The organism is Pelatocladus sp. BLCC-F211 (assembly GCF_041928655.1).
In the GTDB taxonomy this organism is placed as follows: Bacteria; Cyanobacteriota; Cyanobacteriia; order Cyanobacteriales; family Nostocaceae; genus Pelatocladus.
The window spans coordinates 42624-66753 of sequence record NZ_JBHFLM010000062.1 but is presented as its reverse complement, the minus strand read 5'-3'; the positions used below and the strand labels follow the sequence as shown (position 1 = coordinate 66753).

At 40.6% G+C, this 24130-nt stretch carries 15 protein-coding genes; 8 read left to right on the top strand and 7 right to left on the bottom strand.

The genetic code is table 11. The annotated features are described in order from the left end of the window. Positions 1–426: 426 nt before the first annotated feature. From ACE1AT_RS07345 to ACE1AT_RS07335, 3 genes are all read right to left on the bottom strand, one after another. Positions 427–1146, bottom strand: a complete 720-nt coding sequence (locus ACE1AT_RS07345; protein WP_374866797.1) for a hypothetical protein — start codon at positions 1144–1146, stop codon at positions 427–429. 312 nt (positions 1147–1458) lie between these two features. Further along, on the bottom strand, positions 1459–2253 hold the full coding sequence (locus ACE1AT_RS07340; protein ID WP_374866795.1) for a DUF3891 family protein: 795 nt from the start codon (positions 2251–2253) through the stop codon (positions 1459–1461). A gap of 235 nt (positions 2254–2488) precedes the next feature. After that, positions 2489–3637: an alanine--glyoxylate aminotransferase family protein gene (locus ACE1AT_RS07335; protein ID WP_374866793.1), complete on the bottom strand. Its 1149-nt coding sequence runs from the start codon at positions 3635–3637 to the stop codon at positions 2489–2491. A 197-nt stretch (positions 3638–3834) separates the two neighbouring features. On the opposite strand from ACE1AT_RS07335, the gene ACE1AT_RS07330 reads away from it, so the two are divergent. Then, on the top strand, positions 3835–3957 hold the full coding sequence (locus ACE1AT_RS07330; RefSeq protein WP_374866791.1) for a hypothetical protein: 123 nt from the start codon (positions 3835–3837) through the stop codon (positions 3955–3957). A 284-nt stretch (positions 3958–4241) separates the two neighbouring features. Here ACE1AT_RS07330 and ACE1AT_RS07325 read toward each other — a convergent pair whose 3' ends face one another. Continuing rightward, a complete protein-coding gene (locus tag ACE1AT_RS07325) occupies positions 4242–6263 on the bottom strand; it encodes a tetratricopeptide repeat protein (RefSeq protein WP_374866789.1) in 2022 nt (673 codons plus the stop codon). Between the two features lie 158 nt (positions 6264–6421). Here ACE1AT_RS07325 and ACE1AT_RS07320 point away from each other — a divergent pair, with 158 nt between their 5' ends. The 4 genes from ACE1AT_RS07320 (at position 6422) to ACE1AT_RS07305 (ending at position 18644) form a co-directional block, all read left to right on the top strand. Beyond that, positions 6422–8398 (top strand): ShlB/FhaC/HecB family hemolysin secretion/activation protein, encoded by a 1977-nt coding sequence (locus tag ACE1AT_RS07320; protein WP_374866787.1) that lies wholly within the window; start codon positions 6422–6424, stop codon positions 8396–8398. A gap of 404 nt (positions 8399–8802) precedes the next feature. Continuing rightward, positions 8803–11097 carry a filamentous hemagglutinin N-terminal domain-containing protein gene (locus ACE1AT_RS07315; protein ID WP_374866803.1) on the top strand — a complete coding sequence of 765 codons (2295 nt, stop codon included), beginning with the start codon at positions 8803–8805 and terminating at the stop codon, positions 11095–11097. Positions 11098–11188: 91 nt separating this feature from the next. Beyond that, entirely contained in the window at positions 11189–15667 is a 4479-nt protein-coding gene (locus tag ACE1AT_RS07310) for a filamentous hemagglutinin N-terminal domain-containing protein (protein ID WP_374866785.1), read from the top strand. Between the two features lie 118 nt (positions 15668–15785). Beyond that, positions 15786–18644, top strand: coding sequence for a CHAT domain-containing protein (locus ACE1AT_RS07305; protein WP_374866783.1), 2859 nt, complete (start codon positions 15786–15788; stop codon positions 18642–18644). A 182-nt stretch (positions 18645–18826) separates the two neighbouring features. Here the strand turns inward: ACE1AT_RS07305 and ACE1AT_RS07300 are convergent, their stop codons facing one another. Further along, positions 18827–19411: a fasciclin domain-containing protein gene (locus ACE1AT_RS07300; protein ID WP_374866781.1), complete on the bottom strand. Its 585-nt coding sequence runs from the start codon at positions 19409–19411 to the stop codon at positions 18827–18829. A gap of 495 nt (positions 19412–19906) precedes the next feature. Between ACE1AT_RS07300 and ACE1AT_RS07295 the strand changes: the two genes are divergently transcribed. Beyond that, positions 19907–20377, top strand: coding sequence for a DUF4870 domain-containing protein (locus tag ACE1AT_RS07295; RefSeq protein WP_374866779.1), 471 nt, complete (start codon positions 19907–19909; stop codon positions 20375–20377). A gap of 30 nt (positions 20378–20407) precedes the next feature. Here ACE1AT_RS07295 and cbiE read toward each other — a convergent pair whose 3' ends face one another. Together cbiE and ACE1AT_RS07285 are read right to left on the bottom strand one after the other, a co-directional pair. After that, on the bottom strand, positions 20408–21628 hold the full coding sequence (gene cbiE, locus ACE1AT_RS07290; protein WP_374866777.1) for a precorrin-6y C5,15-methyltransferase (decarboxylating) subunit CbiE: 1221 nt from the start codon (positions 21626–21628) through the stop codon (positions 20408–20410). Next, complete coding sequence (locus ACE1AT_RS07285; protein WP_374866775.1) at positions 21625–21867, bottom strand: hypothetical protein; 243 nt, start codon at positions 21865–21867, stop codon at positions 21625–21627. Before ACE1AT_RS07285 ends, cbiE begins: the two co-directional genes overlap by 4 nt. A 103-nt stretch (positions 21868–21970) precedes the next feature. Here ACE1AT_RS07285 and chlP point away from each other — a divergent pair, with 103 nt between their 5' ends. Together chlP and ACE1AT_RS07275 are read left to right on the top strand one after the other, a co-directional pair. Continuing rightward, entirely contained in the window at positions 21971–23191 is a 1221-nt protein-coding gene (chlP, locus tag ACE1AT_RS07280; protein ID WP_026720266.1) for a geranylgeranyl reductase, read from the top strand. Between the two features lie 178 nt (positions 23192–23369). Beyond that, positions 23370–23912, top strand: coding sequence for a CAP domain-containing protein (locus ACE1AT_RS07275; protein ID WP_374866773.1), 543 nt, complete (start codon positions 23370–23372; stop codon positions 23910–23912). The last annotated feature ends 218 nt before the right edge of the window (positions 23913–24130 follow it).

The window sequence follows — 24130 nt, the reverse complement described above, 5'->3', positions numbered from 1 at the left end:
TTTTTATGGCTTTCAAACTATTGAATTTTCAAGGTTCGTGGCGTCTTGCTTTTGCTTGACACTTTATCTAGGTTAGCAAGCTCTTTTCTTTTTGTCAACTATTTCAGAAATCTTTTTTTCTGTTTTGCTGACTCGCTTGCTTGGCTCTTGCTTTTTGGCTTTCGCACTTGATTACTATAGCAGCTTTTTTGTTTTTTGCTTTTACCTCATCTTCTTTTTTTGGCGTTTTGGCATTCTTACCTTCTATCTCTTTGCAACTTAGTTCTGTTAAACGACCTATCTATAAGATTTTCAAGTAGAACAGCAGACAGATTCCCAGCAAACAAGATCATATTGCTCATATCGTAGTCAGTTTTGACTCTAATTTGGAGTGATCGCCTGCATATTGCATATATACGTCTATTGGCTGCATGATTGAATACCTAATCATTTTTTTTGTAGAGGTCTGCTAGTCACTCCTTTTTCATATGTCAAAGTGTAAACACCATGAGCTTGTAATACTCGATACCACATTCCTGCCTGTACTCCTGTGGAAAGCATCTTTCCAACATTTGTTTTAGCAGTTTTAAACTGATCCGGCGTTAATTGATCACCATACAAATCTCGTACTATCGCATCAATGTGAAAATGTAAATCCGGTCGTTGACGCATCAAAATTAAGATTGCATTTTGTATGGAGTATTCTTGAAATTCAGGTAGTAAAGGTAAGGTGCCAGGTTTTCTGGGAATACTCAATTTGGGGATATCAGATATATCTGGTTGTTCCGGTGAAGGAGCAGTAGATTTGGAATCTTTGGAATCTGATGTTGAGGTAGATGGTGATGTGGTTACAAGTAAATTTGTCTTATGGTCTAATTCCTGTTTCTGTTTTTGTTCTTGTTTTTGTTCTTGATCAAGCCTCGTGGCTTCTCCTTCTTCCTCAAGGGAATGAAGGCTATCCTCTAGATATGCCTGTGTAGATGATTCAAGTAAACGCTTGTGGATATGATTCATTTTCTCTTCCAGAGCGTACCCTGAAATAAGAGCTTCTAGGACATTCATCTGGTTGCGAATAAAAGATAGACGACGTTCCAAATCAGCAGTTTCTAAGATGTAGCGATCGCGTTCTGCTTCCAGTAATCTAAGAATCTCAGATAAATCAGCCATAGTAGTTTCGTTGTTTTTGAAAGGATACAGACAGGTGGACAGTAAGGAAGTTTTTGTTAAAGCTCACACTCGCCTTATTAGGCAAAGAGTCTATCGTTTCGTATGTAAAGGATGCAACCTAGTCGTTGAACGGACTTGTTATCCTTCTAGACCTTTGTTTTGCGAACGATGCCGACCGCCAAAACTTCATTCCTCAAAGCCTCAGTCAAAGGCTGAGTTGAAGTTAGCACGTGGTAAATCAAAGACCACAAAAAAGCCAGTTAGGCAACGCAAAAGAGGTTAGATAAGCAAAGAACCTATAACTACTACTCTCTAATCTGGCTTTAAGGTAGTAGTGAGAGTCACTCCATAATTACCCATTAAAGCTTCTCGCATTGCTATCTCACTGCTGAAGATGTGGCGTAGAAGCTGTCCTTCATAAACTAGGGTGACTTCATTCTGCTGGAAAGGCCAAGGAGATATCACTATTTGTTGATGATGGTCATGATTGCTTAACAAGGTCAAGTCTAGAGTAGTATCACCATTCAGTGTTGGTACATGATGAATCAACTGTTGTTGTGAAGTCATTCCCTGACAAAAGATGATTGAAAGTGCATCCCATATTTCTATGAGCTTTCTATTACGTGTGATGATTTCCGGTGTAACGTGGGTTGCATAGTATGCATCTTTTTTCAAACTAGCGATGAGTTGCTCTTGAAAAAGATACTCCCGCTTGAGAAAGTCCTGCACTATTTGAGTAGAGGTTGGCGAGTTTTCCCAATTTTTAAACCTTTCATACAAACCTGTTCCATGTAGCGAGACAAGCAAGGCTACATATCTACCCAATACAAGTGCCAACTGTCTAGCATGTGACCAAATGTTTATGTGTTCTTGAGTAGAAAGTTCTGTAAAATTGTGAGGATAACCAGTTTGAGGATTCAGTGTAGGGGCTTGTTCCCAAAGAATCCAACCGATGTCATGTTGTTGTGCGCCAAGACAAACTTCTTTTCTAGGTACAAAATCACCAAAATATTCATTACCCCAGACTTGGGCTAATTGACCTGAAAGCCAAGCATGATTTGGTTGAGTAATACAAATCAGTCCCTGTTTTGAGAAGCGATGTAACATTATTAATCAACACTCAAATTAATTTGCTCAACAATCTTGATTCCGGCTGTGCAGTGGTTTTCAGATCACTATTTTGCTATCTGGGTTTACTGCTATACTTTCAGTCTAACTTAGAGAGAAGGGGAAGGGATAATGAGACAAAAAGATAAAGAAGCAAGGTAAATTCATTGGAATCCCTATAAAGCAAGAATCCCATCGCTAAAACGCGGATGGGAGTGTCAAATACCTGGTAATTCTATTTAGGCAAAACCAGTCGCAGAGCTTCTATAAGTCGGTCTACATTTTCTTTACGACTGTTGAAACCCATAAGTCCAACACGCCAGACTTGAGTTGCTAATTCACCAAGACCACCACCAATTTCAATGTTATGTTCTAAGAGTAACTGTCGGGCGATCGCTTTACCATCCACGCCTTCAGGAATACGGACTGTTGTGAGAGTTGGTAGACGGTACTCTCGCTGTACATGTAATGACAGTCCTATATCTTCTAATGACTGCCAGAGATATTCTACGTTTTCTTGATGACGTCGCCAACTGTTTTCCACTCCCTCTTCGGCAATTAGGCGTAGTGCTTCTCGGAGTGCGTAATACATATTAATGGGTGCTGTGTGATGATAAATTCGTTCATTACCCCAATATTTATTCAACAGCGTCATATCCAAATACCAATTAGCCACTTTCGTTTGACGCTGTTGCAATTTCTCAACTGCGCGGGGACTCATTGTAAAAGGAGAAGCACCCGGTGGACAACCCAAGCCTTTTTGGCTACAGCTATAAGCCAGGTCTACTCCCCATTCGTCCAAAAATATGGGAACACCACCCAAACTTGTAACTGTATCTATTAGCAGCAAACAGCCAAACTCACGACACAGTTCACCAACTCCCTCCAAAGGTTGACGTGCGCCTGTGGATGTTTCAGCATGAACTAAAGCTAAAATAGTTGGACGATGAGTTTGTATAGCAGTTCGTAATTCATCTATGGAAAACACTTGTCCCCAAGGCTTGGTAATGGTTCGCACATCCGCACCATAACGTCCAGCCATATCTACAAGTCGATTACCAAAATAACCGATCACACCCACTAACACGACATCATCTGGTTCTACTGCATTAGCAATAGTTGCTTCCATTGCTGCTGTTCCCGTACCACTAACAGCGATAGTGAGGGGGTTTTCTGTTTGCCATACGTAGCGCAGCAATGATTGGATTTCATCCATGACTGCAAGAAAAGCTGGGTCAAGATGGCCTAGCGGAGGAGTATTCATTGCTTGCAGAACTGCGGGATGAGCATTTGAAGGGCCAGGACCCAAAAGTAAGCGTTCTGGTGTGACTAGGGGTTTTAGTTGCAATCTCTGGTTGTTATTGATTGATACTGTTTGCGCCATTATTTTTGTAGTGAGATCAGACTTTATTACGCATCATACCCTTCATTTGTAGAGTCAGAAGTTTTCTATTTTTGGCTGTTAATTTCCCCATTTTCTAAGTAATTTTACTCTTTAAATTCATAAAATGAATATTTTGTTACTAAAAAAGCTAATTAATTTATGTATAAACTGATGAAGCAGTGCAGACATTCAAACCAATGAATGAACAACAGGTGCGATCGCTCTTAGCAAAAACAGCAGAAGCAGCATCAAGCGGGAGAAATGAGCCATTCAAAACTCATCAATTTTTGACAGCACTGCTCAGAATCCAGATTGGTTAGGAAAAGAACCAGAGCGCATCCAGCAGTTGATGTCGGCGTGAGCTAGCTTACCTTCGTGGTGGTCAGGAGCTTTTGCCCGATTTAAGCTAAAAACCCTTCAAAGATTGCATTGCGCGATCGCTCTGTTTCACATTCGGATTATTTTTGAGATAGTTCGTAACTCCCAAGACGAATCCCATAAGCAAGGAAAGCAAGAAAAATTTCTCTTTTGTCTCCCTTGTCCACGCCACGTGCTACAACGCTCTTAACCCGCAAGGGCGCAGTGGCTCCCCTTGTCCCCCAATTTAAGGCATCTCACCCCTAAGTTTTTCAGCTTGGTAATAAGAATTATTTGCCTCTTGTTGCTTACCTAATCCCTTTAAAATTTCTCCTCGAATATCCCAAATATCTGGATCTTTTGGTTGCAAAGTTTTAGCTTTCTCAATGGCAACTAATGCCTCTTGATAGCGTTTCAATTCTAACAATGCTAATGCTTTACCTACCCATGCCGGATGAAAATCTTCTTTAAGTGCAATTGTTTGATCAAAGGCTTTAATAGCTTCTTCGTGATTTCTTAAGGTTTGTGTGAGTAAAATTCCTTGGTTAAACCAAACTAAATAATCTTGGGGACGGACTTTACTAGCTTGTTTAAAAGCAAAAAGAGCTTCACTAGGTTTTCCTAATACATTTAAGGCATTACCTTTACCAATTAACGCTTCATAAAAATTATTATCTATGTTTAGAGCTTTTTCGTAAGAATCAAGTGCATCCTGTGGACGATTTAATTTAAGTAATATTGAACCTCGATCAGTCCAATATATTGGATTATTGTTTTTAGTTCTGAGAATATCATCATAAGTTGAAAGAGCTTCTTGAAAATATTCTTTTGCAGCTGGTTTTCCTTGCGATTGTTCGATCGCAAAACCGATTTCTTGCCAAATTCTGGGGTCATCAGGTCTAATTTGCTTCAGCTGCTCCAAATACTGCAAAGCTTCTTGTTTTTTGCCTGTTGCTAATAAAGATAAACTTTTCCCACTCAAAGCTTCTGGATTGTTCTCATCAATCTTTAGAGCTTTTTCATAAATATCTAAAGTCTCTTGATAATTTTGTTGTTTATATAAAACTTTGCCTTTATTAATTAAAATCTTAACTAAAAGTTTTTGGTCTTTTGGTTGCAAAAAAATCGCTCTATTATAAGATTGTAAGGCAGCAAAATCTCGTCCTAAAAGAAACAACGCATCGCCTCGTCCTTTCCAAACTTCGGGAGAGTTGGGTTGAAGTTGTTTGAGAAAGTTAAATTTATCTAGAGCGGCTTCTCCTTGGCGTTCATCAAGCAGCGTATTAGCTTCATGTAAATAATATATAGGTCGTATAAATGGATGAAAAAATTCTATGGAAGCTATTATTCCTGCTAATAATATTAATACAACTGGGATCTGCCAAATTTTGAGAAATCGTAGATTAGTAAGTACCTCTCGATGATTGGATGTGTAATAAGTTGGCGGTTGAGTGGGTGGTGAACTAATTTTCGTTTTATTCAAATCCTCAATGACTGTATTTACTGATTGATAGCGATGGTCTGGGTTGTTATAAACCATTTTGGCTAAAATCGCACTCAGAGAAGCGTCAATATTAATATCGCTAGGTAAGATGATATTATCTTTTTCATCCCATCTTAATTCTCTTGGGTGCATTCCAGTTAATAGTTGGATTGCTGTTAAGCCCAAAGCATAGATATCACTATTAAAACGTGGTCTTCCTGCCATTTGTTCTGAGGGAGCATATCCAGGAGTCCCTATCATTGTTTGTGTGATTGATGATTGATAGGATGGATATTGACTATCTAGTTTTTTCACAGAGCCAAAGTCAATTAAGACAAACCTGTTGTCTCCCTTTCTAATAATTAAATTCGAGGGTTTGACATCACGATGAATAATATTCTTTGCATGTAAGTATGCTAGTACTGATAAAATTTGTTGTAGGAAATTAACTACTGTGTATTCTGGCCATTTCTGATGAACTAGTTCTGCTAAGGATGTACCTTCTATATATTCTTCGACAATATAATAATTATTGTCTTCTTCCAGGTAGTCAAAGAATTTAGGAACTTGCTGGTTAGTCTGTAAAGTATTTAAGATATTAACTTCTCTGTGAAAGAATCTTTTAGCTGTTTCCAGATCAGCGTTGAGAGGATCGAGTTTCTTAATTGCACACAATATATTAGAGGATGTATCTGTAGCCAAATAGGTGACGCCAAAACCTCCTCTGCCTAGCTCTTGGATGATTTGGTAGCGGCCACATAATAGATTGTTGTTGCCTTCCGTCATCTTAATATATATTCCTTCATTTAAAGCAATATTTTATAACTACCTATATTTCATTTTAGTTTCCTAAACTACCTCGTTAAATTTTATTATGATTCTCTATACTACAAACCATATTCTATGGTATTTAAGTTTAATTAATAAAAGTTAATCAAGTTTTAATGCATAACCACAATTGGAAACTGAATTTAACTGTTTCTTTATTCTTGGAAGTTTTAATAGCGTTCTCTGCTTTGAAAGCTTCTGCTGGAAACTTAGCATCGAAGGCTCTGAACACTGACAGCTTTTCTGTCGGAAGTCACAAGACACAGATCAACACACAGCTAGAAAATACCACAGCTGCTGTGGAAAACCAAATCAGCCAGAATAACGAAACAGATATTGGGAGTGAATATTATTTTCTTAATCATGATGTTCGACTCAAATCAGATCCTCCCAATGCTTCTAAGTTACATGAACTAGTTGACAGGAATCAAGATAAAGAGTTGGATAAAATCCTGATTTTATCGCAAGTTCTTGGTCCTCTTCCTCCTGCACCACCACCAAAGCCAATCCCAACGCCGCAACCATCACCTACACCTCCTCTAGATACAACTCCATCTTTACCACCAGAATCTCCAACACTTCCCGGAACTCCTGGAACTATTACAATTCAGAAATTCGATTTTGAAGGAAACACAGCATTTAGTAATGAACGGTTAAGTGAAGCAACAAAACCTTTTCTTAACCGACCCATAACTTTTGCCGAACTTTTGCAAGTTGAAAATATTATTACTAATCTATACATCAATGCGGGGTACATTAATTCCGGTGCGGTGATCCCAGCAGAGCAAACTTTTGCAAGAGAAGGTGCTGTTGTTAAAGTTCAAATCATTGAAGGTGGAATAGAAGATATCAAGGTGACGGGTACGAAGCGACTACAACCAAACTATGTGCGTAGTCGTATCGCCTTAGCAACCTCTAAGCCTTTAAATCGAGAAAAGCTTTTAGAAGCATTGCAATTATTACAACTTGATCCCTTAATTGCTAATATTTCTGCGGAATTATCTACAGGTTCACGTCCAGACCAAAGTCTATTGGAAGTAAATGTTGTAGAGGCAGATTCTTTTAGAGTAGATATATTTGCTGATAACGCTGGTGATCCTAGTGTGGGAACTTTTCGTCGTGGTGTTAACCTGAGTGAAGGTAATCTATTGGGCTTTGGCGATCGCTTTTCTTTAGAATATATCAACAGCGATGGTAGTAATGCTTTTGACTTAGGTTATGCCTTTCCGATTAATGCTCGCAACGGTACTGTAGGCTTTAACACTGGCAGAACAGCTGTCACAGTAGTAGAACCACCCTTTGATCGAATTGATATTACAGGTGACTATTATTATATAGACCTAAATGTACGCCAGCCACTTTTCCAAACTCCGACTCAAGAATTCGCACTCGGCTTAACTTTCTCTAGACAGCAAAGTGAAAATAGATTATTGGGAGAAAACTTTCCTTTATCTGCGGGCGCAGATGACGAAGGAAGAACGCGCCTCTCAACAGTTAGGTTTTTTCAAGAATACACTCAACGCAACTCTCAACAAGTCTTTGCTTTGCGATCGCAATTTAGTCTTGGTGTAGGCTGGCTTGATGCTACCGTTAACAGCGAAGCTCCAGATAGTCGCTATTTTGCTTGGCGAGGACAAGGACAATATGTGCGCTTATTAGCACCAGATACCTTGCTGGTATTGCGTTCAGAAATGCAATTCGCAAGCACATCCCTTGTACCCATCGAACAGATTCGTTTGGGAGGTTTACAAACTGTCAAGGGTTATCGACAAGATCAGTTTTTAACAGATAATGGCTTATTTGCTTCAGCCGAAGTCAGATTTCCTGTTTGGCGCCGAAGACAAATAGAAGGGGTTTTACAAGTCATACCCTTTATCAACTTTGGTGTCGGTTGGAATAACTCTGACAACTCTAGTTCCACTCCCGACCCCAATACCTTAATTGGTACAGGCTTGGGTTTGCAATGGCAAATGGGTGAAACATTTAGCGCTCGTCTTGACTATGCTGTTCCTCTGATTGATGTCGAAGGAGACAGAGATCGGACATTGCAAGAACAAGGTTTGTATTTCTCAATCAATTACAGTCCCTTTTAGATTGGTCAATGGTCATTAGACATAGGCGTGAAAAAGAATGTAGAGACGCGTTCGCTTTTAGCGTTCCCGCAGGGTAATTTCGCGTCTCTACAAGGATTCTGGCTGACCCATATTTAATTATTGGAGATGTCTATTGGTCAATGGTCATATTCTTACCAGAATAACTGATAACTGTTTGTTGAGATTTATCACTCTCCTGAAATAAGGAGGCTTCTACTATGCTATGTACAAAACATGGGTTATTCGGGAATTACATAACTCTTTAAAGTTGCAACAACTACAGACACAAATCTCTGCTTCTCTTATCTAACGAGGAAGAAAAGATTAGTGCTGCTTTTAATCAGGTTGGGTATATGAAGAGATCACAATTATTATTTGCCATAGCTTTATTTTTACCAAACTTCATGATTCTGATGTTTGTGGGTAAAGCAATAGCACAGATTACCCCAGATAGCAGCTTGGGTGCGGAAAGTTCTGTTGTGAATCCAGATGTGATTAATGGTGTACCGAGCGATCGCATTGATGGCGGTGCAATTCGTGGGTCAAATTTGTTTCATTCTTTTCAAGACTTCAATGTCAATGCAGGGAGGGGAGCTTATTTTTCCAACCCTGCTGGAATCGCCAATATTCTTACCAGAGTCACAGGTGGGAATCCCTCGAATATTCTCGGAACACTTGGTGTCTTAGGTAACGCGAATCTATTTTTACTCAATCCGAAGGGGATTTTATTTGGACAAAATGCTCGTTTAGACTTGGGTGGTTCTTTTTTGGCGACTACGGCTGATAGTTTTGTCTTTGACAATAACTTTGAATTTAGCGCCAGTAACCCTCAAGCACCACCACAACTAACGATAAATATTCCCATTGGATTGCGCTTTCGGGATAATCCAGGAACAATTGGTGTTCAAGGGCCAGGTAATAATCTCCAGTTCAATCCAGAATTTTTAGAATTCAGCAGAAACTCAACTCCTCCAGGTTTAGCAGTGCAACCCGGTAAAACCCTTGCTCTTGTAGGGGGTGATGTCAATTTAGAAGGAGGAAATCTGCTAGCAGATGGCGGCAGAATTGAAGTTGGGAGTGTTGATAGTTCCAGTTTCGTCAGTATCACTCCTGTAGAGAAAGGCTGGCAATTAGGATATACAAATGTACCAGCTTTCCGGGATATTTCTCTGACCAAAAAAGCCTCAATAGATAGTAGTAGTGAGGCGGGTGCTGGCGAGATCCAAGTACAAGGAAGAAATATCAAACTGACCGATGGATCTGGTATTTTTGCTTTTACAGGTTCTCAGCCCGGAGGGAACGTCAGCGTTAATGCTGCTGACACCTTAGAGGTCAGTGGAATCTCAACCAATGATTCAGTTCCCAGTACTATATACACTGCTGTTTCGCCTGGTGGTAGTGGTACTGGTAGCAATTTAACTATTCAAGCCAAGAGGTTAATCTCGCAGGGTGGCTCACAAATAGGTGCTGATACCTATGGTTCAGGAGCAGCTGGTAGTGTATTTATCAAAGCTGCTGAATCTGTAGAAATTAAAGGCAAGCTATCAGTAGCAGGTTTTACTGTACCCACTGCTATTGGTACGATTGTGCAGTTTGGTAGTACAGGTTCAGGTTCAAACTTAACTCTAGAAACGCGCCAGTTAAAAATTACAGATGGGGGACAGCTAGTTACAGGTACAATCGGCGCGGGGAAAGCAGCGACATTAGATATCACAGCTTCCGAATCCACAGAAATTAGCGGAGAAGGTAGCGCGATATCTAGTGTAGTTATTGGTAGCGACACAACAGGTGATGGCGGTACTGTGATCCTGAAAACTCCGAAATTAACTATTCGAGATCAAGCAAAAATCATTGTCGATGGTCAAGGTAGTGGAAATGCAGGTGAAGTCAGAGTGACATCTGATACTATTCGTCTGGAAAACCAAGGAAGTATAACAGCACAAGCCACTTCCGGGAATGGCGGAGATATCTATCTGGATGTCCAAGACTATTTGCAGATGGGTGGTGAAAGTGTGATTTCTACGGAAGCTATTAATGGTAATGGTGGCAATATTTACATTAATACTCTGACCAAAAATCGGGGTTTTATAGTTGCTCAACCCTTCGGTAACAATGACATTATCGCGAATGCTGATCAAGGTCAGGGAGGAAAAATTATCATTAATTCTAATGGTATTTTTGGGCTATTTGTACGCACTCGTGAAGATTGGCAGAGGTTACGTCCTCAAGATTTAGACCCAAGAAAGCAACCGACCAGCGATATCACAGCTATTTCCCGACAAAATGCAAGCTTGAATGGTACTGTGCAGCTTAACACCATAGATGTTGATCCCAGTCAAGCATTAGTCGAATTACCAAATAATTTACCAGACCCCAGAGATCAAATCGCCCAAAATCCTTGCCAAAGAGGTATAGGTAGTGAATTTATCATCACAGGAAGGGGTGGTTTTGCTCCTGGACCGAATGAAGGTTTCAGTAGCGACAATGTCCGCGTTGATTTAGTGAAGCCAACTGACAACAGCAGTAATTCCCGCAGATCAACTGTTAAGCAGCAAACTATCCAAACCAAACAAATTATCCCCGCTCAAGGATGGGTATTTAACAACAAAGGTGAAGTAGTTCTTACAGCTTATGATCCCACAGCCTACAATTATCAACGCAGTTCTCATACTGCTGCGGTTTGTGCTGCTGGTTTTTAAGGCTTTTTAAGAGTAGTAGATTTCCTAGTTCAATCACTGTTTAATAAACAACAGAGAAGATCAAGTACCATAAATCCCAGGATACCTAAATATGCGATCGCTCTTCTTCCTCATCTTATCCCTAGTGACTTGGGGCTATCTTGCACCCATACATAAAGCTATAGCCCAACTCACCCCAGATACCAGCTTGGGTGGCGAAAGTTCTATTGTGAATCCTAATGTTGTTGATGGAATAGATCGCATTGATAGGGGTGCAATTCGCAATTCAAATCTATTTCACAGTTTTCAAGATTTCAACGTTGATGCAGGTAGAGGTGTTTATTTTTCCAATCCTGCTGGTATCACCAATATTCTCACAAGAGTTACAGGTGGTAATCGCTCAAATATTCTTGGTACGCTTGGTGTTTTAGGTAACGCTAATCTATTTTTAATTAACCCAAGAGGAATTTCTTTTGGCCCGAATGCAAGTCTAGACCTGCGTGGTGGTTCATTTTTTGGCACTACAGGCGATAGTGTATTATTTGACAACTTTGAATTCAGTGCCAGCAATCCGCAACCAGTTCCACAGCTAACTATTAATATTCCCATTGGTTTGAGATTTCGGGATAATCCTGGCAATATCACTAATAATGTCAACACTTTGGGTTTTGGAGTGCAATCAGGAAAGACGTTGGCATTAGTAGGTGGTAACGTCAGCTTAGATGGGGGAATTGTGTATGCACCAGGAGCAAAAGTTGAACTAGGAGGATTATCACAAGCAGGAACCGTCGGGTTGAATCCTGATGGTAGCTTGAGTTTTCCTAGCGGAGTAGCAAAAGCCGATGTCTCATTGCAAAACTTGGCTACAGTCTATGTAGTTGGTGGAGGCGGAGGTAGTATTAATGTTAATGCTCGCAATTTAGATATCTCCGGGGGTGGAGATATTGTTGCTGGAATTGAATCAGGTTTGGGAACACCTTCAGCTCAAGCTGGCGATATTGTCGTTAATGCGTCAGGAGGAGTGAAAATTGAGGGAGATAGTAACTTTAGTAGTCGCATCAGAAATATAGTATTTCCTTCAGGACAAGGTAACGCAGGAAATGTAATTATTAATGCCAATAGTTTAGAAGGAACTGGTAGATTTGTGATCGGTTCTTTTAGTTTTGGAGGAGGTAATGCAGGAAAAGTAACTATTACAGCAACAGATAAAGTATCCTTGCAAGGATTAGAGGGGGAAGGTAGCGGAATCGGTAGTAGTGTTGATCCCTTCTCTACAGGTAGTGCTAATGATATTGAAATTAATACGCGATCGCTATCTTTATCCAACTTTGCGGGATTAGCTACCTCCACAGCTGGACAAGGAAATGCAGGAAATATCCGCATCAAAGCTTCTGAGTCTGTTTCCGTTAGTGGTGACTCTATTCTGCAAGCTGCGACCTATGCATCTGGTAATGCAGGAAAAATAATTATTGATGCTCCGAATGCAAATGTTTCCTTTGATAATAGCTCAGTCACGACTTCTGTTTTTGGCAATTCAAACATATTTGGAGTTGATCTAGTTGGTACTGGCCAAGGAGGCGATATTGACATTACTGCGCGATCGCTTTCCCTAGACAATGGCTCGCAATTATTTACTAATACTTCTGGCTCTACAGGAGAAAAGGGCCCCCCAAATGCAGGGAATATTAACTTGAACATTTCTGAATCTCTAAATGTTCGAGGAACTTCTCGACTGCGTTCCCAAACAGAGGGAGAGGGTAAAGCAGGTAATATCCAAGTGAAGACGGGTTCACTGTTGTTGACTCAAGGAAGTCAATTGAATTCCAGTACTTATGGCAAGGGAGATGCTGGTTTTATAAACATTAATGTTATCAAAGATGCAATTTTTGATGGAGTTGCAAGCAACGGACAGCCTAGTGGCGTTGCAAGTGAAGCAGTAGACCCAGGTGAAGGTAATGGGGGTACTATCGAAATCAGTGCCAACAACCTCTTTCTCAAAAACGGCGCTCGAATTAGCACCAGTACCTTCGGACGAGGAAATGCAGGTACTATCAAAATCACGGCTCGCGATACACTCTCAGTTGATGGAGTTGGAAGCAATAATGTTTCTACTCAAATTGCTAGTCGTGTTCAAGGTTCTGAATCAACTGGGAATCGCAAAGGTGGCGATATCTCGATTAATGCAGGATCACTTTCTTTGACAAATGGTGGTCAAATTCTTGCTAACACTTCTAGCAAGGGAGATGCTGGTTTTATAAACATTAATGTTACCAAAGATGCCATTCTCGATGGAGTGGGAAGTAATCAACTACCTAGTGCCATTGCTAGTGAAGTAGATACAAATGGTAATGGTAATGGCGGTAGTATCGACCTGAGTGCAAACAACATTTTTCTCAAAAATGGCGCTCGAATTAGCGCCAGTACTTTTGGACAAGGAAATGCAGGTGCGATCAAAATCAATGCTCGCGATACACTCTCAATTGATGGAGTTGGCAGTAATAATTTTTCTACTGCTATTTCCAGTTTTGTGAGTGGTGTAGTACCTGAATCAGCTGTGAATCGCAAAGGTGGTAACATCTCGATTAATGCAGGATCACTTTCTTTGACAAATGGTGGTCAAATCATTGCTAGTACTTTTAGTAAGGGAGATGCTGGGAACATCACCATTAATATTATTAAAGATGCCATTCTCGATGGAGTTGGAACTAACAGAGATCCCAGTGCTATTGCTAGTGAAGTAGATACAAATGGTAATGGTAATGGCGGTAGTATTGACCTGAGTGCAAACAACCTCTTTCTCAAAAATGGCGCTCGCATTAGCGCCAGTACCTTTGGACAAGGAAATGCAGGTGCAATCAAAATCAATGCTCGCGATACACTCTCAATTGATGGAGTTGGCAGTAATAATTTTTCTACTGCTATTTCCAGTCTGGTTGGAGGTATAGTACCTGAATCAGCTGGCGATCGCAAAGGTGGTAACATTTCGATTAATGCAGGATCACTCTTTGTGACAAATCGCGCTCTGATCAATAACAGCACTTCTGGTAAAGGTGATGCAGGCGATATATCAATACAAGTTGATGGGTCTATCAAACTTACGAACTCCAGCCAGATCAGAAGCAATGTAGAAGCAGGTGGTGAAGGACTTGGAGGTGATATTCAAATTGATGCCAAATCCCTCACCCTCACTAATGGTAGTGAGATCGGTGCTGTTGTTTTTCGCGAAGCCAACGGTTTACAGCCTGGAAAAGGAAAATCAGGAAACATCGTCATCAATGCGACAGATTTTACTGATATTTCTGGCATCGGTTCTACAGGATTTTCCAGTGGCATATTTACCAGCGCTGAAAGAGGAACAACAGCAACTCAGCCTCAAGCAGCAGGTAATATTACTATTACCACAGGTAACTTTAGGATTGCAGATGGCGCAGTAGTAGATGCATCAACATCTAATGATGGTAGTGGGGGTAGCATCACTATTAAAGCCAAGAACTTTACTGCTACTGGTGGTGGACAAGTACTGACAACTGCTCGCGGTAATGGCGATGCTGGAAATATTACGCTCAAGGTTGCTGACAATCTAACTATTAGTGGTAGTGACCCCAACTTTAATCAACGAATTGAACAAGCTAAAAAATTTGCTGCACCGAATGACACAATAGATGACATAGTAAATAACCAAGGCGCACAAAGCGGTATCTTTGCGAACACCGCCCCAGGTTCCACAGGCAAAGGTGGTAGCATTTTCATTGACCCTAAACAAGTCACAGTCAAAGATGGTGGTATCATTTCTGCAACGAGTTCGGGTACGGGAGAGGCAGGTAACATACAGCTCAAAGCTGGTAATCTTACCCTAGATAGGGGAACAATCACGGCTGAAAGCGGTAGCGCTACAGGCGGTAACATCACCCTAGATATTAAAGATGTCTTGTTATTACGCCGTAACAGTTTGATCTCTGCCACTGCTGGTAGAAATCAGGGTGCTGGTAATGGCGGTAATATCAATATTAATACTGGCTTGCTCGTAGCTTTACCGCAGGAAAATAGTGATATCAGAGCGGACGCCTTCAAGGGTAACGGAGGTAACATTAATATCCAAGCTGATGCTGTCTTTGGTATTCAACCGCGTCAGTTCTCTACACCCCTCAGCGATATTACAGCCAGTTCGGAATCCGGTATTTCTGGCAATGTAAATCTCAATACATTAGATATTGACCCGACTCAAGGATTAAGTGAATTACCAGAAAATACTACAGATCCTAGTAGCCAAATAGCTCAAAATCCCTGTCAAAAAGGTTCTGGTAGTGCATTCATTGTTACCGGACGCGGTGGTATACCATCTAGTCCTAGCGACAGCTTCAACAGTGACAATGTGCGCGTTGATTTGCTACAGCCGATTACCAATAACAATAATCCTCAAAATCTAACTAATAATCCACCAAAGATTCAAACCGCAACTAAGGAAATTATCCCGGCTCAAGGATGGATCTTCAACGAAAAGGGCGAAGTGGTGCTTACAGCCTATGACCCCACAACTTCTAGTCCTCAGCGCAGTAGTAAAGCCACTGCGTCTTGTCCTGCACCGTTTTGAATCAGTTATCAGTTATCAGTTATCAGTTATCAACTGCTAGCTGTGAACTTTTAACTAATTCCTACCTATTAAATAGCAACTTACAACTCACAATACACAATACTATTGAGAATATAAGATGAAACCAAACGGAAAGAAATTTAATCGTCATTTAATTAGTCAAATTAAGAGAATTTATCATAAGCGATCGCTATTTCTGGCAATTTTGCTGTTTATCTTTGCATCTACTGCACCACCAGTGATTGCTAAGGTTTCGCAATCAACCCAAATTGTGCAAACTCAAACCAATACACAACAACTAGTTAACCAAGCAACCCAGTTATACCGTTCTGGTCAGTTCCAAGAAGCAGCAGCTGTGTGGGAAAAAGCAGTATCTGCTTTTTCTAGCCAAAAAGATAATTTAAATCAAGTAATGGCTTTGAGCAATCTCTCATTGACTTATCAACAATTCGGACAGTGGGAAAAAGCCATCAAAGCTAGTCGAGACAGTTTAGCAATACTGCAAACCCAGCCTCCAAGTCAGGACAAACAGAAAATTTTGGCGCAAGCTTTAGATATTCAAGGCTATTTGCAAAGAGACATTGGACAATCAACACAAAGCCTTGAAAGTTGGCAAGAAGCAGCAAAGATTTATAGTCAAATCAAGGAACCTGCAAAATTAGCACAAAACAAAATTAACCAAACTCAAGTTATGCAAGATTTGGGTCTTTTTCCCCGTGCTTGCAAAACTTTATTGGAAGTTTTAAATCCAGAGATTGGAGTTAGCAGTTGTCAAGATTTTAATCAATTATCGTCAGAAGAGTTAACAGAAAAAATCCAAAAAGTTACAAATAAATCTTCTTCTGAAACCACAATGATCGCTTTGAGAAGCCTGGGTGAATTACTACGTTTTATTGGTCAGCCAGAACAGTCTCAAATCGTTTTAGCAACTAGTTTAAATTTAGCTGATAAATTAAACTCTCCTCAAGAGCAAGCAGCCACTTATCTCAGTATTGGTAACACAACCAAAACTTTAGCGGAAAATGAAAGAGTACGCCGCATCAGAGAAAATTACTACCAAGAAGCTATAAATGCTTATACCAAAGCAGCAAAGCTGACGACATCACCAGCTACACGGCAAAAAGCACAACTCAATCAACTTAGCCTCTTATTAAAACAGGCAAAATCTAATCCAGAAAAATACAAAGAGGCTGAAGCTTTTTGGTTATCCCTCAATCTTCAAAATGTTCAATTTTCTCCTAGTCGGACAGGAGTTTATGAGCAAATTAACTATGCTCAAAGTTTAGCAGAACTCATCCAACCCGAAAATTTTCAGCAAAAGCAAGATTCACAACTGCCAAGTTTTAACCAAATCGATCAAATTTTAGAGCAAGCAACCACCCAAGCTAAAAAATTAGGAGACAAACCAGCTGAAGCCTATGCGATTGGAAATCGCGGTGCGTTGTATGAACAAAGAGGTAGTCAAGAAGATTTATCTCAAGCAGAAAACTATACCAGACAAGCTTTGAGTATAGTTTCGAGTCTTGAATCACCGCATATATCCTATCAATATTTTTGGCAATTAGGCAGGATACACAGAAAGCAAGGAAATCTCCAAGATGCGATCGCAGCTTCAACTAAAGCTTATAATGCTCTACAATCATTACGTAGTGACTTAGTAGCAGTTAATCCAGAAGTACAGTTTTCTTTTCGAGCTAGTGTAGAACCCGTTTATCGCCAACTCGTCGAACTAGAATTAGAATATGCTCAATCCTTGAAAAAAGCTGGAAAAGAAGAAGAAAGACAGAAACGATTAACTCAAGCCAGAGATGTATTAGAATCTCTACAATTGGCTGAACTGAATAACTTTTTCCGTGAAGCTTGTGTAGAAGCAAATCGTACACAAATCGATGAGATAGATCCTAGCGCCGCAGTTATTTATCCCATTGTTTTGTCAAATCAACAAAAGCCTGATCAGGACAGCTTAGAAGTAATTCTCAGCCTACCAAATCCATCTCAAAGTAATAAAGCTCAAAGCAAAACATCTCAAAGTGAGCGAATTCTACGTCTTTATAGTAGCCAAATTAAAACACAAGAATTAGAAGAAACCATAGAACAAATACAGGCTTTTCTAAAAAATCCTGATACTAAGCTTGAAGAATCTTTGCCTTTGTATCAACAAGTATACGACTGGCTGATTCGACCTCTACAGCAAGACTTGGAAAACAGCAAAGTTCAAACATTAGTGTTTGTTTTGGATGAAAAATTAAGAAATATTCCCATGTCTGTACTGCACGATGGCAAACAATATTTATTAGAAAAATATGCCATTGCCTTAACTCCTGGTTTGCAGCTAATTAATCCAAAACCACTAGCAGAAATTAATATCAAAGCTATCACAGCAGGAATAAGCAAAGAACATCAAGGTTTTAAAGAATTAGCTGAAGTACCATTAGAACTAAAACAAATCGAAAAATTAGGAATTGCAACTAAACCACTCCTGAACGAAAAATTTACGATCAAAGAGATTCAAAACCGAATTCTCAATTCAGATGTTTCGATTGTTCATTTAGCAACTCATGCTCAATTTAGTTCGATCGCTGACGAGACTTTTATCTTATTTTGGGATCAACGCTTGAATGTTAAACAGTTAGGTAATCTACTGCGAAATAACGCCTTAATTTCCCGTAGCCCAATAGAATTATTAGTTCTTAGTGCTTGTGAAACAGCAATCGGTGATCAACGTGCTGCTTTGGGACTAGCAGGAGTAGCAGTACGGTCTGGTGCGCGTAGTACAATGGCAAGCTTATGGTCAGTGGAAGATAAAAGCACAGCTAAACTCATGGGTGAGTTGTATAGTCAGTTAGAAAATGCCAAGACCACTAAAATCAACAAAGCGCAAGCACTTAAAGCAGCACAAATAGCACTTCTCAACGACAAGCAATACAGCAATCCCCACTTCTGGGCGCCATTTGTGGTTGTAGGTAACTGGCAATAAGTTTGTAGTGAGGACTTTAGTCCTCAAAATCACTGCTAGAGCAATCTTATTTTGGACATGTAGAGACGTTGCACTGCAACGTCTCTACAGGATTTAAATTCAAAAATCCCCCAGCTTTACGAAAAACGAAGCTGGGGGATGTTCTAGGATGGTCTATAATATTTAACGAAACTAGCTAAAGTTTATAAGCTGACATCAGAAGGTATGAGTAGTCCATTTATTTGGACAATCACTCCATTTGTAGTAGTTGTGGCAGGGTGGTTAACTTTAGCATTATTTACTTTAATTTCACCATCAGCGTCTTCGGTGATCTTGAGTTCAGTGCCTTCTAGAGTTTTGAGTACTCCGGTTTTGATTTGCTCTGGAGTAATTTCACCGACAATCACGTGATATTTCAAAACTTTCTCACGGTTGTTGCTATATTTGGTGAAGACGTTGCTATCTAAGGCATTGAATGCATTATCAGTCGGAGCAAAAATTGTGAAGTAACCTGGCTGTTTCAGCTGGTCAAAAAGTTTGGCTTCTTTCAATTCATAAACTAGATTGGCATATTTACCATCCTTAGCAAGAGTATCAGCAATGGTACTGTTGGAGTTGCGATAAGGATAGTTCCGATAAGCAGAAGGTTGCAAAAAGGCAAAACCATAGAATCTTCTAGCTAAAACTGGAGAACTAATCATGGTTGTGACACCAATAATCCCCATCACCCAAGCCAATCGGACAAACCATTTTTTGCCACTTAAGGCATGAATTTTTTGAGGAAACATAAGACTTACCTGGTAACTCTAAGTTTTACGCTAATACTACAAGAGTTGAATGCTAGTTTACGGAAAAATTATATAATTTTAGACTAAAAATTGGAATATCGATATCATGATAACAATAAGTATAAAATAAGTAAATTTTCATCATATACTGATATCTATTTTTCGGATTAAAAGCCTGATTTCGCTAGCTCTGTTAATTTTATTGTACTGATGCATGAATCAAACAGTCAGTGAAATAAAATACTTTGTGTCTCAATATTAATTTTGTTCTCAGCGATCGCACCTATTGCCTTGATACTGATCAAATCGCCAACATCAGCGTTTTAGCAGTACCGTGAGAACTCTGAGCAAACGAACATACTTGCAGCGTTATTCCACCCCAATGCGATAATGGAACACGGCGATGTTCATATCGCACCCATCGGGATCTTGCTAAGTGTTGCTTCCCTCTCAGGTCGCGCATACTCGCTCGTTTCCCGTATACTGAGAGGTTTTATGAGAGAAAGCAGCAACAAGCAAATACGTATTTGGGCTATGCTGTGTCATCTCTCAGCTTTATTGTGGATACCATTAATTTTTTTAGTCTTTATTGGCATACCTATATATCTTCCATTACTCAATCTTCTTGGCCCGTTGATAGTTTGGCAATGGAAAAAATCACAAGACCCGTGGATAGACTTTCAAGGCAAAGAATCTTTAAACTTTCAGCTTTCAATCACAGTTTATACATTAATTGTAATTATAATTTCTCTATTTCTAGTGTTTACAACTTGTGGGATTGCACTCACAAATAATGTAGCTTCTAAACAATTAGAAACAACTCTAAATACTTTATTAACTGTTTTAATCATACTCATATCAATACTATTATTAACACAATTATGTTTAGTTATTTTTGCCTCTGTAAAAGCCTACAAAGGTCAACACTATCGCTATCCTTTTACAATTAGATTCTTGAGAAATTGAGTAATATCATGTCCGTTTGAACACTTATTGCTACTCAGACTTCACTACAACCCACTGCGTTACAGGTGTCATCGGCTTCCATCCCAAAAATCCGCCAATGGGAGCAACCCTTTGAACTGCGACGCGCATCAACTCCCCACCAATTTGATTGTGCCATTGCAGCAATTTTTGTTCACTTTCGATGGTGACAGCATTAGCAACCAAGCGTCCACCGGAACGTAAAGCTTGCCAACATACTTCAAACAAGCCTGGTGCTGTTGCACCACCACCGATAAAAATAGCGTCGGGTTGGGGTAAATCTTTTAATGCAGTGGGGACTTTACCGTGGATAATTTGTAAATTCGGTGTACCAAGGGCAGTAGCATTGTCAGCAATATATTGTAATCGAGTGGGATTTTGTTCAATCGCGATCGCTCGACACCGAGCATGAGTCCGCATCCATTCAATACCAATTGAACCACACCCTGCACCCACATCCCACAATAATTGTCCCGGTACAGGAGCCAAAGCCGCGAGGGTAATCGCCCGTACTTCACGCTTGGTGAGTTGTCCATCATGATGGTAGACATCATCTGGTAAGCCTGCTAAACGAGATAACCCTACAACCCCAGGATCAGCAATACACTCGACAGCAATAGTATTTAAATCAGCTACTTCTGTATTTATCCATGAGGCGGCTGTCCCTTCAATGATGCGTTCTTGGGAACCACCCATGCGTTCTAGGACTGTGATTTTACTATCACTAAATCCGCGTTTTGTCAACATATCAGCTACAATTACCGGGGTTTGTTTTCCTTCACTCAAAATCAACAATCGCGCCCCAGGGTAAATTATAGTTTGGAGTAGAGCCGGAGGACGAGCGTTGAGGCTTAATGTCTCTACTTCCGTAAGTGACCATCCTAGTCTGGCACAGGCAAGGCTGAAAGATGAAGGCGCAGGAATAATAGTCATCTCAGTCATCGGTATGCTGCGTCTGAGGGTGACACCAATACCAAAGCACATGGGATCACCACTGGCTAAAACACAGACAGATTGACCGCGACGACGAAGAATTTCTTCTACAGATATGCTGATGGGTGATGACCAAATGATTTTTTCGCGTTGATCATCGGCTGGTAGCATAGCCAAATGACGACTTCCACCAACTATTACCTCTGCATTTTGCAGTATAGAATGAGCGATCGCACTCAATCCTGATAAACCATCTTCACCAATTCCTACCACAGATAGCCATTTTTGCACGTCACTCATTCGATTTGAGATTTTGGATTTTGGATTTTGGAATTGACTCCACAGCCTCTGTAAATGATATTTAGATCGTCCGATATAATATACCAGGTAATGCTATCTGCGATCGCTTGTCTATCCGGCTTATGACTCACGAGGTAATCTGAAAGCAGGATAAATGTTCCCCAATCCCCAATCCCCAATCCCCAATCCCCAATCCCCAATCCCCAATCCCCAAAACGGCATTTTTGATTGCGAAACATTAAGGAATATTGCAATTCCGTGAAATCCTAAGATACACAGAGAAATGAGCCAAAAGTCCGTGATACGATGCTTTCGGTAAATGTGAAGATCGGGAGTAGACCTTTGACACTACGGGTTGCTGTTGTTGGGTCAGGCCCAGCTGGCTCATCTGCCGCAGAAACTTTGGCAAAAGCTGGGATCGAAACCTACCTGTTCGAGCGCAAGCTAGATAATGCCAAGCCCTGTGGCGGTGCAATTCCTCTGTGCATGGTCAGCGAATTTGACCTGCCCCAGGATATTATTGATCGCCAGGTGCGGAAGATGAAAATGATTTCACCCTCCAATCGCGAGGTTGATATCAATTTAGTAAAACAAGATGAATATATAGGAATGTGCCGTCGCGAGGTGCTGGATGGTTATCTGCGAAATCGTGCGGCAAAATTAGGCGCAAATTTAATAAATGCCACCGTTCATAAACTAGATATTCCGACAAACAACACTGACCCCTATACCATCCATTATGTAGACCATACAGAAGGTGGCGCCCAAGGCATAGCCAAAACCCTCAAAGTTGATTTAATTATTGGGGCGGATGGCGCAAACTCCCGTATTGCCAAAGAAATGGACGCAGGGGATTACAATTATGCGATCGCTTTCCAAGAGCGGATTCGCCTCCCCCAAGAGCAAATGGTCTATTACAATGACCTAGCAGAAATGTACGTCGGTGACGACGTTTCTACCGACTTCTACGCTTGGGTTTTCCCCAAATACGACCACGTAGCCGTCGGTACTGGCACAATGCACGTTAACAAAGCCAGCATCAAACAATTGCAAGCTGGTATTCGCGCCCGTGCTGCCCATAAGCTCGTAGGTGGTCAAATCATCAAAGTCGAAGCACACCCCATCCCTGAACATCCCCGTCCCCGTCGCGTTGTTGGTCGGATCGCGTTGGTTGGAGATGCAGCAGGTTATGTGACCAAATCCTCTGGAGAAGGTATTTACTTTGCTGCCAAATCTGGACGCATGTGTGCTGAAACCATTGTCGAAGTGTCCAACGGCGGCGCTCGTATCCCCACCGAAGCTGACCTCAAGGTCTACTTAAAGCGTTGGGATAAAAAATATGGACTCACCTACAAAGTCCTAGACCTGTTGCAAACCGTATTCTACCGTTCCGATGCCACCCGCGAGGCATTTGTAGAAATGTGTGCTGACCTTGATGTACAAAAGCTAACTTTTGATAGCTATCTGTACAAAACCGTCGTACCAGCTAATCCCATTACCCAACTAAAAATTACTGCCAAGACCATTGGTAGCTTAATTCGCGGTAATGCCCTTGCTCCCTAATCGCAGATAATTGAGATATAAGGGTTATTGAAAAGAGAACACACAAGACGCACCTGATTTGGGGTAATTTCTCCGCTTTGGGTGCGTCTAGTTTTTTTTAGCAGCAAAATGCACATGGTATTAAAATTTTCTCCTAATGAAGTAAAATTGACTTCACTAGCTTTAGGGGAAATTTTAGATGATCCGAACAGCAATTTGCAGTATCTTTTTAGGGACTTTTACCCTGAGCAGTGGAGTAATGGCCATTTCTACGCCAAGCCAAACTGATATAGCAAAACGCTGGGTGCATTCTCAACTACCAAATCATAGTATTAAACTCACAGCATCTACTATTGACACTGCTGTTATAGAACAGTCAGTTTTTCAGCAAATTAATGATTATCGTACCTCTCAAGGTCTACCAACTTTGACTCGTAACGTTGCGATCGATGAGCAGGCTAGGACTCATAGTCGAAACATGGCTAACGGTACAGTCCCATTCAGTCATAATGGATTTGAACAGCGAATTCAAAGTACTGGTATTGCCTACAGTGCAGCAGCAGAAAATATTGCTTATAACCAGGGTTACAGTGATCCTGCTACACAAGCCGTAAAATCCTGGCTTGGTAGTCCAGGGCATCTCGCTAATATCAAAGGTAATTACAATCTGACTGGTATTGGTGTGGCGAGCAATAGCCAAGGCAAAATTTACTTTACACAAATTTTCCTCCGCGCACGATAGTACTTGTCAACTTGAAATTCATGGATAACAAAGTTTGTAGTAAGGACTTTAGTCCTTATTTTTTTGAAGATAATGTGTCTTGACCTAATTAATTATTTAAGGTTAATATTATTGTAAGTCATTGATTTCTCAGACTAAAACTATGTTTACCAAGCAGCTTTCTCTACAACTAACTTCTAGCCTTCCACTAGGGCTAGGGCTGCTACTATGCCTTAGAA